This is a genomic window from Paenibacillus chungangensis (assembly GCF_042675905.1).
Taxonomy (GTDB): Bacteria; Bacillota; Bacilli; order Paenibacillales; family Paenibacillaceae; genus Pristimantibacillus; species Pristimantibacillus chungangensis.
On sequence record NZ_JBHTJZ010000005.1, the window covers coordinates 12855 to 27632 of the forward strand.

Genomic DNA, 14778 nt, shown 5'->3' on the forward strand with positions numbered 1-14778 from the left:
CAATTGGAGGTCATATTGCTATGAAAATGCGCAGTGTTAGCTTATTGCTTGTCGTGATCATGCTTGTCGTGTCAGTTGTATCAGCTTGCTCGAACAGCAGTAACGAGCCGGGAAACAGCCAATCCTCTTCCGGCAATAATCAAGGGAAAGCAAGCGACGACGGCAATAAAGAAGAAGGAGAGAAGGAACTGCCGCTGCTTGAATATACGTTCCTGGATACAGTGCATCCGACCGCTCCGTTCGGCTACAACAATCCCAACGATGTCGTTACGCCCGTCGTAGAAGAGAAATTCAACATTAAAGTGAAGGATGTCATCTTCTCTGCCGGCACGAGCCCGGTCGAGCGCATCAACATGCTCATCGCGGCGGGCAACTTGCCCGATGTCGTATTGGCGGATAACCCCAACTTGTCCGTGCTGTATGCGACAGGCGCATTCGAGGACCTGACGCCTTACAAGGACCTGCTTGTCAATATGGATAAGTTCGTGTCCGATACCGGATGGAACATGCTGACCCAAGACGGCAAGCTGATTGCGCTTCCGACGAATGCGATGCCCGACCAGTCCAATCCGGAAGTGAAGGCGCTGATGGAAGGGGATATTCATTACCGTTCCCCGTACGCCCAGAACTTGTTCGTAAGAGAGGATATATTGGAGAAGCTGGGTTATCGGTTTAAAGGGGTGAAGGAGCTTCAGGTGGAACTGGACGAAAATCCGCGTCAGCTGACCTATGAAGATCTGGTGCTGGATCCTCCTGTGGACACGCCGGAAAAATTCGAGAAGCTGCTGTACGACATTAAAGCGCTTGATCTGAAGGAGAACGGCAAGTCGGTCATTCCGCTGGAGCTGCCGGACTGGGGAGCCTATCATCTAAGCCAGATCTATGCGCCGACCGGAGGCTTCTATGCCAATCCTCAATCGGGAGAGGTGTCGGGATGGATTCATAATCCGTACATGAAGGATTATTATGCCAAGCTTCGCCAATGGTTCAAGGACGGCATCCTGGACAAGGACTATCTGATCCAGAAGCCGGAGCAGCTTCAGGAGAAGACCGCTTCGGGACGCGTGGCCGTTACCTTCTTCACACCGGATTGGCCGGGGGCGAGGGGGAATATGAAAGCGATTAATCCAGACTATGAGATGAGGCCGATTCCTTGGCCGAAGTCGCAATATGAGCTGGAGACAGGCAATCCTTCTTATATTGACGCCGCTTATCCCGCAGGCTTCTCCAACATTTTGATCAAAAAGGGCTTTAAGGACATTGAACGGTTGTTGAAATACTTCGATTGGTTCCAGACAGAGGAAGCGATGGAGCTGACGGCATGGGGACCCGCCAGTGCGGAGCTGTATGAAGAGAAGGACGGCAAGCGCATATTCAAGGATGAGGAGCTGCTGGCTTCCCTGAACGGCGAAGTCGTGGAGCCCGGCACACGGAATGCGGAGTATTATGGCATCAATAACACGAGCAAGGCATTCCTGACGGCTCCTGCGACGTTCTATAACAACAAGCTGTACAGAAAGTCGCCGCCAAAGTTCGATGCGTGGGGAGACTTGCGAATCGAGGCCGGCAAGAGCAAGCTGAGTCCGGATGGAACGGTATTGCCTTCCAGCGGCATCGAATCCAATAAGACGTCGCAATATTACTGGAATACCTTCCGCACGACCAAAACCGCACAGCTGCTTATGACCAAAGATGAGACGCAGTTTAATACGATGTGGGACGATCTTCTGACGGAATTCAATGAGAAGGGCGGCTATGAGGCGGCGATCGAAGAGATGAAGCCATTCTTTAAAATTTCGCTTGGCAAGTGAGGCAGGCTGTGACAAGTGATCGTGATGATCTGCTTTTCCCGCTGAAATAATGAGTTGATTGGAGATGGTGAGATGTCTGCGCGTATCGGCAAATATGCAAAGTGGATGTTATCAGCAGCAATGGCTGGCTTGCTTATGGTTGGGAGCGGAAATGGGACTGTCAATGATGCCGCGGCCGTGGCGAATGCACCGCAAATCGGCATTTGGTATAGCACTTGGTATGCGAAGGAAGGTTCTTACTTCTGGGCGCAATCGCTGGGAGCAGGCTCCTCCAATCAACTCGTGGGAGATGTGAGCGGAGACGGAAAGTCGGATGCCGTCACCTTCGATAACACTAGCGGAGGCTGGTACGCCGCGTTATCGGACGGGGACGGATTCGGTTCACCGTCGGCATGGATCGCTGGACATGGGACGGGGTCCCATGCCCAGTTCCTTGCGGATGTGAACGGCGACGGGAAGGATGATGCCATCGTATACTTCCAGCAAGACGGCAGCTGGTGGGCGGCGCTGTCGAACGGCAGCGGATTCAACGCGTATTCCCGGTGGACGGTCGGACATGGCGCAGGCTCATCACAACAACTGATGGCGGATGTGAACGGTGATGGGAAAGACGATGCCGTCGTCTATTTCGAGCAGACGGGAGAGTGGTGGGTGTCATTGTCTAACGGAAGCAGCTTCAGCGGCATGTCCCGCTGGATAACCGGACACGGCAGCGGTTCGCACAGCCGTCTGTTGGCGGATGTGAACGGAGACGGGAAGGACGATGCGATCGTGTACTTCGGCGATACGGGGGAATGGTGGGCAGCCCTGTCGAACGGCAGCGGCTTCTCGGCTTACACGCAATGGTCCAGCGGGTTCGGAGCTGGCGCCGAAGCGGTCTTCGCCGGAGATGTGAACGGCGATGGGAAAGCGGATGCCGTTGTCTATCAAGAGGACAGCAGTCCTGCCGGCAATTGGTATAAGGCGGAATCGACAGGGGGGAGCTTTACGCTATCCGGCACAGTATGGAAGTATCGCCACGGTGCCGGTTCATCGCGGCAATGGCTGGCTGATATTTATGGAAGCGGCATGGAGGCGCCGGTTGCGTTCGATGGCGCGACGGGGTTGTGGAAAGCGATGCCTGCGGACGATTACTATTTCAAGCCGAACCTGCTGAATACATGGGAAGGCGGGCTTCTGCCGAATAGCAGGCCGATCAAGTATTTGCCTCGAACAGGCGGCAGCTATAACACTTACGATAGCGGCGATCCCGCGGTGATTGACGAGCATCTGGCCATGCTGGCAGCTGCGGGAATTGACTTCCTGCTGCTGGATGAGACCAATGGAATCAATGTTGATAACGGTTACATCAAGGAGAGAGCGGTAGCCCTTGCCCAGCGGATAGCCGTCTGGAATTCTGATCCCGCCAACCGGAAAATACGGTATGCCATTGCCATCGGCGCAATGCAGACATCGCATCAGCCGGCTACGATGGAAGGGGAGAGCGTGATCGTATGGAATGAATTTGCCAATCATCCTGTATATGGCGGCGATCATTACTACCATTTGAACGGCAAGCCGTTAATCGTATCCTACGCCGAATACACCGACCGAGTACAGTGGGAGCAATGGACGGGCGACAAGTCCGCTTCGGACGCGTTCACGGTCAGATGGATACAGGGCAAGGTGCCTTGGGAAACCGGCTCCGCTTATGAGAACACGCCTCAGGCAAGCGACTACGGTCTCTATATGGGGTGGAGCTATCCCCAAGGATCACTTCCGAATTCCGACGTTATGGTCGTTATGCCGGGACAGAACAACAATGTCGGATATACGATATCCAGAACATACAACGGCGTTAGAGGCGGATTTTACAGTCAGTTGGGGTGGGATCGCGTTCTGCAGGAGGACCCTGGCATTGTCGTGATCAATTCATTCAACGAATTTGCGGAAGAGACGGCGATACAGCCGGCGGATACGAGCCAGCTTGACGCGCCAAGCGAGAAGTGGCTGAATGCACAAGGGGCATTGGACGCGGATATGTATTGGGATATGACAGTGCAGTATATCAATAGCTGGTTAACATCTTCACCATAATGTTTTGAATGATAGCGGATGAAGCGGGGAGGATTTACGATGGTCAAGTCTTTCGTCATAGCTTTATGCTGTTGCATATTCACATTTTGCATCGATGGAACCGGGAGAGGAGAGAATGTTGTGCAAGCAGCGGCATTTCCGGAAGTGAAAGAGGATGGGGCGTTCCAGCCTCAGATTGGGATATGGTATACCGTCTGGTGGGACGATAAAGCGCCATACGACGAGCATTGGGAGGAATGGACGCGGTATAAGCCGGTGCTCGGCGACTATGCGTCGGACGATCCCGACGTTATACGCAAGCATATGGAATGGATCAAATCTGCGGGAATCGATTATATCGTATTGGATGATACGAACAGCCACTTCGCAGACAATGGGAACATTGCGCACAATATTGAAGCGATATTCGATGTGGTGGAAAGCATGGAGGAAGGAACAGCGCCCCAGATCTGCTTCGCGATCGGAGCGGGCCAGTATGCGGCGGGCAGCCTGGAGGCGCATATGGCAGAGGTTAATCTGATCTACGAGGATTATGCTCACCGACCTTCCTACTATCATTGGAAAGGCAAGCCGCTGCTTATCGACTACACGACGACGGATTGGTTCTACAAGTGGGATGACGATCGGTTCACCGTCCGCTGGGCGACGGGGTCAGCGTCCGAAGGGGTGCATGTCGCTCCGGAGACGGGCCTGTGGGGATGGGTGTTCGATCAATATGTGCCAAGTACGGAGGTGTTCGGCGTGATGCCGGGATGGGATACGGCCCATCAAGGCCGCAGCACTGTCCCGATTGACCGCGAGAACGGTGATTACTATATCAGGATGTGGACGGAAGCCGTCAAGCGCAATCCGGAGATGATCGTCATCTCTTCCTTCAATGATCATGCCGAAGAGACGGGCATCGAAGCCATCTCACCTCGCAACGAGACTGCCGAGCCTTGGGTAGACGCTTACGGGAACGAGACTCCGGACTGGTATGAGCAGATTACGAAGGGATATGCCAGCTTGCGCAGCGGTTTCCTCGAAGGATATTATTATCGGGTTGAAGGGAAGCGGCAGTTGTATCAATTCATGGACGGCGAGATGGTGAAGCGTAAGGAGCAGCCCGCAGGCAAGCCAGTCATCGTCATTCCGACTCAATACTTTACGGGAAAGCCGTATAAGGAGAAGCGCGAGAATAAAAATAACAAGGTTGTAATCGATGTATTCCAGTCATGGGTGGATGATTTTAAAGGATTACGTGACGGCTGGAGCTACTGGACGACGCTGGAAGACGGGCAACGGGCCGAAGGGCTGATGAACGGCGCGGAGTTCAAGGAAATAACGAGACATGCCTTGTCTCCCATGTTCGAACAGCTGGCAGAAGAGAAAGATCGCATCGAGCGAAAGGGCTTCAAAGTGCATCCCGCTTGGTTGAATGTGCCCGGCTGGGCAGAAGGGACAGTCCAATTGGATTTGCCGCAGAAGAACAAGCTGTCTCTGGAATATTATCCTGGAAAGGTGAATAACGCCAGCGACGGCATTACGTCAGCAATCGTAGTGGACGGCAATGAATTGGATGTACAGTGGATAACCGGCGAAGCGGGTTGGAAGGAGAAGGTAAAAATTGACTTGTCGGCGTATGCAGGCAAGAGCATTCAACTTACGTTCAAGGTCGGATGGGGCAAGGAGATGTTGGGGGATGATGCAACGACGGCCTTTGATTCCTTTCTCATCGGCGACCCTGTAATCGTGACAAGGTGAGGATTATGAACAATTTGGACAACAATGATCAAGACAATCGGTTGATAGCGGAGATTAAGCCATTCGGCGGGGTTCCTACTATGTTCATCAATGGAATCCCCCGGGATGTCCATGCCTATATGTCTTATTTCGACGAGCGCGCCTGTTATCGGGCCTTCTCGGATGCGGGGGTCAATTTGTTCTCAGTCCCGGTCTATTTCGCGGGAAGAGGCATTAACTCGGATACCGGCATCGGCCCATTCCGTCAAGGGCTATGGGACAATCCCGAAGGACTGTGCTTCGAACCGCTGGATCAAGATATGGAGAGGCTGCTGAAGGCCGTGCCGGAAGCTTATGTGTTCCCTCGCATTCATATGGATATGCCGCATTGGTGGGATGAACGGTACCCTGAAGAGCTGAACGCGCTGCTGGACGGGGATACAAGGCGTCAGTCGTTCTCATCCTTGCGGTGGCTGAATGATGCGGGCTGGGCCTTGCAAGAGACCGTGTCTTACTTGCGGCAAAAGTATGGGGCTCATCTGATCGGCATTCATATTTGTGCAGGAGGCACGGAGGAATGGGCTTATCACGGCTGGCCTCATGCGGATTTCGGCCAGCCGGCCAGCCAGGCTTTCCGGGAGCGAATGAGAAGCCAAGGCGCTGCGGAAACGATGGAGCTTCCCGACGGTGTGCTGGAGCTGGCCAGAAGGTCGGAACGGAACGAAGGAGAAGTGTTTCTTGATCCTTCAAGCGAGGAGCTGCTTATGCATTACCGGCGATTTTTGAGCGAGGCGGCCGGCGATGCGATCGTGCACTTCAGCCGTCTGGTGAAGCGGCAGGTCAACAATGAGCTGCTGGTAGGCGTATTCTATGGCTACGCACTGGAGATAACAGATGCGAGAGCAGGCCATCACAATATGGCTAAGTTATTGCATGAAGAGGCAATCGACTTCTTCTGCAGTCCCAACAGCTATCTAGGCGTCAGACAGCCCGGCATGGACTGGCCTTATATGTCCGCAGCGCACTCTATCTGGCTGCACGGGAAGATGCTCTGGACGGAGTGCGACACGAGGACGTGTCTGACCAAGCCGCTGAAGGAGGCACGTCCTGACATCTGCCCTCCAGGTAAGTATGAAGGCGGCGTATGGAAGGGGCCTGAGTCCATGGCGGTGACGAAGAGCCTGCTGCTGAAAAACTTCGGAAAATGTCTGGCGGAGGGCTCCGGCATGTGGTGGTTCGACATGTGGGGCGGCTGGTACGACCATCCGGAAATCATGCAGCTCATGACACGATTCTCATCCGTAGGCAATGGGGCGTTAACGTTAGACAGCCGCGCCTCGACGGCGGAGGTTGCCGTCATTGTGGATGAGCGTTCTTTTGCCTGGATGAGGCCCGAGTCGGCCGTAACGTACGCCTGGACTTATCGGCAAAGGCTGGGGCTCGGCTCGATGGGAGCTCCTTATCATATATACGACGTATCGAATTTGTCACAACTGCAAAATCGGCCTTATAAGCTGTATATGATGCTTAATGTTGCCGTCTATTCGTCGGAGCTTGATCGGTTGGCAGAGGGAATACGCGAGAGAGGCGGCTCCATTTGCTGGACGTATGCGCCAGGTATTGTATCAGGCACCACACTTGACATTTCGACAATTAGGAAGTTAACTGGTTTTAAGGCAATCAAGCTCCAATCGGAGAAGCTGAAGTTAGTCGTGGAAGTTGATGGTGAAAGCGTTTCCTACGGTGTTGAGGAGTATGTGTCTCCTATTCTGGCGATAAGCGATGAGTCTGCGACAGCGCTTGGCAAGCTGGCCGGAACGGACTATTGCGGGCTGGCGATGAAACGCATCGGCAAGAGCTTATCCTATTATTCCGTTGCTCCGGACCTCCCTTCATCAGTGCTGCGCACCGTCGCTGCGAGAGCGAGAGTTCATCTTTACACGGATACGGAGGATGTCGTCTATGCCAATGCACATTTCTTGTGCGTGCATGCGGCATCGGCAGGCGTAAAGATGATTACATTGCCCGCTCCCCGAATCGTACGTGACGCGATGACGGGCGAATACATGATGGATGGAAGGAGGTGCGCCTCGTTCTCTATCCACATGGCCCAATTCGAGACGATACTGTTCCAATTGCTAACACACATGTGACAGGAGGACGTTTATGGAGCCGTACAAGCTGTTGATCGTGGACGATTTTTTCGTGGAGAGAGAGTGTGTGAAGGACATTGTCGAGCAATCTTCGCTGGATGTGGCCATTATCGGTGAGACAAGCAACGGGGCGGATGCGCTTGCATTTATTCGGCAAGTACAGCCCGACTTCGTCTTGACGGACATTGAGATGCCTTATATGAACGGATTGCAGCTGGCCGAGCATATTAATCGGCTCTATCCGTCGATTCATATTATTTTCTTCATATTCTATCATAAGTTCGAGTATGCGAAGCAAGCCGTACAGCTAGGCGCGGCTTCCTTCATTATGAAGCCGATCGTGGAGGAGGATTTCCTCATCGAGCTGGACCGCATCATTCAGCTTCGCAGGCGGCAGAAGGAGAGTGAGGCGGAGGAGTACCGGCTGAAGCAGCTGTTGGCGGAGAGCTTGCCACTAATGGCAACCAAGTGGACGAAGGAACTGTTCATGGGCTTGCATAAGGCGCAGGACGAGCAGTGGCTGTGGGATTGTGTGCAATATTACCGCTTCCGGCTGCAGCGAGGCATGTATGTCGTATTGGCAGTGGAGATGAATGGATTGGAGACATGCTTGTCCGACATGTCGATTGAACAGCGTGAGTTGTTCAAGCTGAGATGGGAAGATTGGCTCGCAGAGCTGCTTGGCTCTGCTTCTTTCCTTTGGTGCGAGACAAGCGAAGGGCAATGGGCGGTGCTGCTGTCCTTCAACCCCGAAGTGGAATCGGATCAAGCGCTGGAGGAGAGCTACAAGACAGCCGAAGATATAATGGTGCGGTTCGAAAGGGAGAATCTAAGCGTATCGATCGGGATTAGCGAGCCTATCGCCCTGCTGGCGGAGGTAGATAGGAAGTACGAGCAAGCGAAGAGGGCGCTGAGGCATAAATTTCATGTTGGCCGTGGAGTGATGATAAGCGCATCGGAAGTGGAAGAGACGGATGCTTTATGGGAAGACGATGCAGGCCTGTTGTCCGTCATCCGTAGGGATATGCAGAAGCTGCTGTTTGCCGATGATTCCCCCGATGTGGCCAGTTACCTGGAGAACTGGTTTCCCGCTAATCGGATATTGTCGCAAGCGGCGGCTTGCAATCTATGCTATGCCGCCGCACTTTACGGACAGCAGCTGATAAGCGAATGGAATGAGGATTTGTCGTCACAATTTAGCGCAAGTAAGCTCCCTTGGGACAAGATGTTGCGATTCGAGAGCTTGGCTGAGGCGAAGGATTGGCTCATTCAATATTTGCTGGACGCCCGTTCCTTCATTCAGCAGCGAAGCGTAGCGCAGACCGTTATTATTGCCAACAAGGTGAAATCATTGATTAGCGAACGCTACGCAGGAACTGTAACGGTGAAGGAAATTTCCGAGGAGCTGCACTACAGCCCGAATTACGTGAACAATGTGTTCAAAGGGGAGACGGGAGAGACGATTCTGGAGTACTTAACCCGCTTCAGAATGGAGCAAGCGAAGAGGCTTCTGCTGGAGACAGATCGCAAAATTCATGATATTACGCTCGCAGTCGGCTATCATCATGAGACGTATTTCCGCAATGTGTTCAGGCAGTATACGGGAATGACCCCGAAGGAGTATCGCGAGAAGATGGGCGGTTCGCAGAATAGAGGCCATATCCATGCTCATTAGGCTGATGAACTGGTTTCAAAACTTAAGCCTTAAGCAAAAATTGATCATAGCCTTTACGCCTCTCATCAGCATGGTTGTGCTTGGTTCGGGACTGGTCATTTATCAAATCGCCAAGAACCGCCTTGAAAGCATGAGCGAGCAGCTGCTGCAGCAAAATTTGGTTCAGACGGCTTCCCTGATCGATTACAAGCTCGATTCCTATCTACTGAAATCCAAAATCATCTTTGCCAATCCTTCTCTGCAGGCTCTGCTTAAAGAACAGCATGGCGATTTCTATAGCCTGTATAATGCCTATATGAACGTCATGGGCGTGCTGGAGCCGGTATTGTCCGAGATGACGTATTCGTCATCCTCCGAATCCACCGCAGGGAACGAAATGCTGAATGTCACGATGTATGTGCATAATGAGACTTTGGCGAAGGATAGCGGGCTGCTGCGCAATATCGGGGAAGTTGAAGGGCAACAGTGGCTTCGCGAGCTTCGCCTCTCTCCCGATAAGCATCAGTGGCGCTGGCTTTACGAAGAAAGCGGAAGACGCTACATCTCGATCGATCATCTTCTAATATCGTTCAGCGATCTGAAGGAACTAGGCGTTCTGACTATCAACATACCGGAAGAAGTATTTCAGAAAATATTGCAGACCAGCAATGAGGATACAAGAGCAGAGCTTGTGCTGGCAGGCGATACGGACGATATGCTTAGAGGGGGTTCAGAATCAAGTAAAGCATGGTCCGGCAACGTGGTGGAGCGGCTGAGAAATGAGAACCAGCTTGGGCATCCTGTGAAGAAGACATGGATAGACGGTACGCCGTATTTCATTGCCTCGGTAAAGTCTGGAGTAACGGGGTGGGACGTCGCAGCTATGATGCCTTACGCCATGATTACGGATCAGCTTAAACCGATCGGACTTGTTGTCACGATTATTTTAACGCTGAGCCTTGTGCTGTGCTTTGTTACGATCCTCTTTATCGCTCATTTGTCCACACGAAGGCTGCATCGCATGACTCGAAAGATGAACCGTATCCAATCCAACTGGAATGAGCCGCTTCCGCTTATCCCCGGTCATGATGACATTGGCCAGTTGGACAGCGCTTTGAATAAGCTGGTGGAATCGTTGAAGACGATGAGCGAGGAACGGATTCAGCTGCAGCTGCAGAAATCACTGCTCCAGGTTGAATTGCTGCAGGCGCAAATTAATCCCCATCTGCTTTACAATACGTTGGCTACAATCCGATGGAAAGCGAAGAGAGCTGGAGCGGAGGAAATTAGCGGCGTCACGGAGGCGTTGATCCGGTTTTTCAAGCACTTTTTGAATCGCGGAGAAAATATGACGACCATTGGCAGCGAATTGACGATGATTAAGGAATATACGAAAATCCTCCGCTTTACTTATCATTTCGATTTCCATGAAGATATTCAAATAGAAGAGGAATTACTGGCATGCAAAATTCCTCATCTGCTGCTGCAGCCATTTGTTGAAAATGCGGTCGTTCACGGATTGCGGCCTAAAAAGGGACGGGGACACGTCAAGGTACATGGAAGGAAGGCCGACAACGCCATTCAATTCCTTATTGAGGATGACGGTATTGGAGTAGGTGAAGAGCAATTGAGCTGTATTAATAATGCAGTGCCGGATAAAGGCGGTTATAGCGGATACGGGCTCGTGAATGTTCGCAAGCGCATTCAGCTGTGCTGGGGCAATCATTACGGTTTTGCCATTGAAAGCCGATCAGGCGCCGGTACACGGATTACCTTGAGAATTCCTCTTCCATCCACATCCTTAGCGCAATCAGAGCCCGGGGCATGAGCATGCCCCGGGCTCTGATTGTGCTTACTCCTGATAGTCCTCGATCTCGTTCATGCGGAAGGTGTACACTTGCTTTTCGTCCACATGATATATCGTCAGCAGCTGCTCGTTTTCATTTATATTAATGATCCGGCAAGGAATGCTCATCTTGATGCCAAGACCTCTGTTCACGATAAGACGAATTAATGTGTTGTTGCTCATCACTTTCCGGAAGCTGTGAAAGGCGTCATGAACGGCTGACTCAGCTGATGTTTGAGGCAGAGCGGTCTGTTGTCGGGTCTCGCCGGAATGCTGCTCGATCGGGACGGGTATCGTCGATACGGCATTGGCCTTTCTTTCTTTAATCAGTTGTCCAAGCTGAATGCCGGACGTTATCTGGTAATCAAGCAATCCGACTCTATTCATACGTTGAATGAGCTGCTCTAAAGCGGCTGCGTGGTTATCGTCTTCTATCATAGCTTCAAGTTGAAACACATATGTATTCTTCTGTTCTTTATTTGAATGTCTGCTCATGCTTGTCAATCCCCGCCCTTTAAAATGCAAATGATATAGTCTAAATATACCACTAATCACAAAAACGATATAGGACTAATTGTTAATATATATGTTCATTTATGGAAATTGATGAAGTGGCAAGGAAGCATTCTCCTCCTATGCGACTAACCACACTGATGCAACAGAAGTGCATATAATGATGTTGAAGTGATATATTGCGCTATAAATTAGGAAGCTCAGGGAGGTGGATGCGTATGATGCGGATGATTCCCTTTAAGCTGGAAAGCGGAGAAACCGTAATAGGCGCTGAAGTGAAATTACCGAAGACAAATTTGCTGTCGATCTCGACAGATCGAGGATACATTATGTGCGGTGCATTGGATATCGCGCTTCTGAATGAGCGGCTGCGCGATCGTGAGATTATTGCCGGCCGTGCGGTTGGCGTGCGTACATTGGAGGAACTGTTCGAAGCGCCGCTGGAGTCAGTCACGATAAAAGCGGAAGCACTAGGCATTACAGCGGGGATGAAAGGAAAGGATGCGCTGCGGATAATGCTTTAATGCATTGTACAAGTGGTTCGAAGGCTTTCCTCTCCCATCGGCTCAGGTCAAACGACTGACAATCAGAAGGGGAGAAAAAATCCCTGCCTCCGCTCAAGGAGGCAGGGTACACAATAATTACCGGATATTGCGTTATTCGTGGAACAGTTTGCGCAAATTCTCCTCGTAAGGAGCATGTACAATGCCCTTCTCCGTAATAATAGCTGTTACATATTCGTGAGGCGTTACATCGAAAGCCGGGTTGTACACTTTGATGTCACGAGGCGCTGTGCGCTTCCCGAAGCCTTCCGTTATTTCCTCCGCAACGCGCTCCTCAATCGGAATCTGCTCACCTGTCGGCGTCTCAAGATCGATCGTCGACAACGGACAAGCAACGTAGAACGGAATGCCGTGTGCCTTGGCCAATACCGCAACACTGTACGTGCCGATCTTGTTGGCGACGTCACCATTGGCGGCTACGCGATCGGTACCCACGATAACGGCATCCACCATACCCTTGGACATGACGTGTCCAGCCATGTTGTCGCAGATGAGGGTGACGTCGACTCCAGCTTGCTGGAGCTCGAAGGCCGTCAACCGCGCGCCTTGCAATACCGGCCTCGTCTCATCGGCGAATACTTTCAGCTTCATGCCCTGTTCCTGAGCCAAGTAGAAGGGTGCGAGAGCAGTTCCGTACTTCGCAGTGGCGAGTCCGCCGGCGTTACAATGCGTCAATACGCCCATGCCATCCTTGAACAGCGTCAGTGCATGCTCACCGATTGTCTTGTTCGTCGCTTCGTCCTCGCTCTGAATTGTGACGGCTTCCGTCTCCAGTGCGGACTTGCAACGTTCCAGGTCTGATTCATTGCCTGCTATCGTAGATGCGGCGGCTTTCATACGATCCAATGCCCAGAACAGATTCACCGCAGTGGGACGGGAGGTGGCAAGATATTCCGCTTGCTTGGTTACAGCTGCAAGCCATGCTTCCTTGGTGGCGGCATCGCGACTGCCCAGCACGACGCCATATGCTGCGGCAATACCGATCGCCGGAGCCCCGCGCACCTTCAGGTGTGAGATCGCTTCCCACACTTCCTCAGGAGTCGTTAATGGAAGATAGAGTATCTCTTCCGGCAGAAGCCGTTGATCCAGGAGATCCAAGCGGTCGCCTTTCCATATTAGGGATTGCAAGCTGTTGTCCATTCCACTCATGTTGCTACTTCCTCTCTATTGGTCATTCTGTATGGTGTCAGATTGAGTTGTCGGGTTCTATACATCTACGCGACAGGAGCTGTTACACTATCAATCAGTTGCTCGATAGACGAGATGTTCCGATGTCCGCGTATAAGCGCCGTGCCGATGGCTAGAGCTTGACGCTGACAGCGTTCCCTGGTCACATCATCCGAGATCCCGTCGATATCTGCGACATGGGCGAGACCGACAATCCGACGCACCATCTTGCAGCCCGCGAAGCCGGCCGCATCCCGCAGCAGAGTTGTCATATAATAATCGCGATAGCCAGGGGCGGTCGAGGCCAGACGGTCTACGCCGTGTTCATCCCACAGTGCTGTGAATTTGTCTTGGAATCCGTTCCAGATGTCGCGTACGGTATTCAGAAGATAACCACGGTATTCTGCCCGTACCGATTCTTCGGATGACCAATGCTCCTGTCCGACATAATTGAGCAGCAGATTGGCGATGATTGCACCGATATCGAACCCTATCGGTCCGTAATAGGCGAACTCAGGGTCGATCACTTTCGTTGAATCCGGAGTGACGAAGATGCTCCCTGTATGAAGGTCGCCGTGCAACAACGCTTCGCCTTTCGTCAAGAACTTGTCGCGCAGAATGGCGACTTCCATTTGCAACTCGCCGTCCGATCGCAGCAGAGCGGCTGCATCCTCGATAGCTGCTTCTATATTATTGTTGGAAGATACGGTGTAAGGATCGTCGAAGATGAGATCCTCTGTTATTTTACACAGATCGGGATTGATGTAATCTCCCACCGCAAGCTTCTTCTCCTGCTGGTTGCAGCCCAGGTCGGAAGTGAAAAACAGGGTGCGAGCCATATACGTGGAGATATGGTCCGCGAAGTGCGGGTAGCGGGCTCCGTTCATTAAGCCTTGCCGCATAATGACATGGTCGCTCAGATCCTCCATAATGGTAAGCGCGAGATCCGCGTCGTAACGGTGGACAATCGGTACCAATTCCGGTACGAGCTTGCCGTCAAGCATCAGCTTCTGGCTTTCGATCCGTGCTCTGTCGAGCGAGAGCGGCCAGGATTCACCGACGACCTTCGCATAAGGCAGCGCTTGCTTCATAATCAGGCTCTTGCCGCTTGCGTCATCTATAATATGAAAGACGAGATTCAGATTGCCATCGCCGATCTCCCGACAGCGCAGTGAAGCGCCCGACGGGAAAAATCCATCAAGATCACTTGCGATAACGATGGCTTCTCCTTCATTTAAAGGATGATATGCATTCATTATTGTTGTTCCCCTCC

At 52.2% G+C, this 14778-nt stretch carries 10 protein-coding genes; 7 read left to right on the forward strand and 3 right to left on the reverse strand.

The features are described from left to right. The first annotated feature begins 20 nt into the window (after positions 1-20). The 6 genes from ACFQ2I_RS02640 (at position 21) to ACFQ2I_RS02665 (ending at position 11244) form a co-directional block, all read left to right on the forward strand. Positions 21-1811 (forward strand): hypothetical protein, encoded by a 1791-nt coding sequence (locus ACFQ2I_RS02640; protein WP_377561982.1) that lies wholly within the window; start codon positions 21-23, stop codon positions 1809-1811. Positions 1812-1883: 72 nt separating this feature from the next. Next, on the forward strand, positions 1884-3887 hold the full coding sequence (locus ACFQ2I_RS02645) for an FG-GAP-like repeat-containing protein (protein ID WP_377561984.1): 2004 nt from the start codon (positions 1884-1886) through the stop codon (positions 3885-3887). A 120-nt stretch (positions 3888-4007) separates the two neighbouring features. Next, positions 4008-5630: a hypothetical protein gene (locus tag ACFQ2I_RS02650; protein ID WP_377561986.1), complete on the forward strand. Its 1623-nt coding sequence runs from the start codon at positions 4008-4010 to the stop codon at positions 5628-5630. A 5-nt stretch (positions 5631-5635) separates the two neighbouring features. Beyond that, a complete protein-coding gene (locus ACFQ2I_RS02655) occupies positions 5636-7762 on the forward strand; it encodes a hypothetical protein (protein WP_377561988.1) in 2127 nt (708 codons plus the stop codon). A 13-nt stretch (positions 7763-7775) separates the two neighbouring features. Next, a complete protein-coding gene (locus ACFQ2I_RS02660) occupies positions 7776-9437 on the forward strand; it encodes a helix-turn-helix domain-containing protein (RefSeq protein WP_377561990.1) in 1662 nt (553 codons plus the stop codon). Further along, entirely contained in the window at positions 9427-11244 is a 1818-nt protein-coding gene (locus ACFQ2I_RS02665; RefSeq protein ID WP_377561992.1) for a cache domain-containing sensor histidine kinase, read from the forward strand. Before ACFQ2I_RS02660 ends, ACFQ2I_RS02665 begins: the two co-directional genes overlap by 11 nt. Before the next feature lie 24 nt (positions 11245-11268). Here ACFQ2I_RS02665 and ACFQ2I_RS02670 read toward each other — a convergent pair whose 3' ends face one another. Next, complete coding sequence (locus ACFQ2I_RS02670; RefSeq protein WP_377561994.1) at positions 11269-11757, reverse strand: hypothetical protein; 489 nt, start codon at positions 11755-11757, stop codon at positions 11269-11271. Positions 11758-11993: 236 nt separating this feature from the next. On the opposite strand from ACFQ2I_RS02670, the gene ACFQ2I_RS02675 reads away from it, so the two are divergent. Next, on the forward strand, positions 11994-12299 hold the full coding sequence (locus ACFQ2I_RS02675) for a YunC family protein (protein ID WP_377561996.1): 306 nt from the start codon (positions 11994-11996) through the stop codon (positions 12297-12299). A 132-nt stretch (positions 12300-12431) separates the two neighbouring features. On the opposite strand, the gene mtnA is transcribed toward ACFQ2I_RS02675, so the two are convergent. After that, positions 12432-13487, reverse strand: a complete 1056-nt coding sequence (mtnA, locus tag ACFQ2I_RS02680; protein WP_377561998.1) for an S-methyl-5-thioribose-1-phosphate isomerase — start codon at positions 13485-13487, stop codon at positions 12432-12434. A 65-nt stretch (positions 13488-13552) separates the two neighbouring features. Further along, complete coding sequence (gene mtnK, locus ACFQ2I_RS02685; protein ID WP_377562000.1) at positions 13553-14761, reverse strand: S-methyl-5-thioribose kinase; 1209 nt, start codon at positions 14759-14761, stop codon at positions 13553-13555. Positions 14762-14778 lie beyond the last annotated feature (17 nt).

Bases quoted from the DNA above. Each gene is read 5' to 3' on its own strand.
- ACFQ2I_RS02670 (WP_377561994.1), bottom strand. From the start codon at position 11,757: ATGAGCAGACATTCAAATAAAGAACAGAAGAATACATATGTGTTTCAA.
- ACFQ2I_RS02640 (WP_377561982.1), top strand. From the start codon at position 21: ATGAAAATGCGCAGTGTTAGCTTATTGCTTGTCGTGATCATGCTTGTC.
- ACFQ2I_RS02675 (WP_377561996.1), top strand. From the start codon at position 11,994: ATGATGCGGATGATTCCCTTTAAGCTGGAAAGCGGAGAAACCGTAATA.
- ACFQ2I_RS02660 (WP_377561990.1), top strand. From the start codon at position 7,776: ATGGAGCCGTACAAGCTGTTGATCGTGGACGATTTTTTCGTGGAGAGA.
- ACFQ2I_RS02655 (WP_377561988.1), top strand. From the start codon at position 5,636: ATGAACAATTTGGACAACAATGATCAAGACAATCGGTTGATAGCGGAG.
- ACFQ2I_RS02645 (WP_377561984.1), top strand. From the start codon at position 1,884: ATGTCTGCGCGTATCGGCAAATATGCAAAGTGGATGTTATCAGCAGCA.
- mtnK (WP_377562000.1), bottom strand. From the start codon at position 14,761: ATGAATGCATATCATCCTTTAAATGAAGGAGAAGCCATCGTTATCGCA.
- ACFQ2I_RS02665 (WP_377561992.1), top strand. From the start codon at position 9,427: ATGCTCATTAGGCTGATGAACTGGTTTCAAAACTTAAGCCTTAAGCAA.
- mtnA (WP_377561998.1), bottom strand. From the start codon at position 13,487: ATGAGTGGAATGGACAACAGCTTGCAATCCCTAATATGGAAAGGCGAC.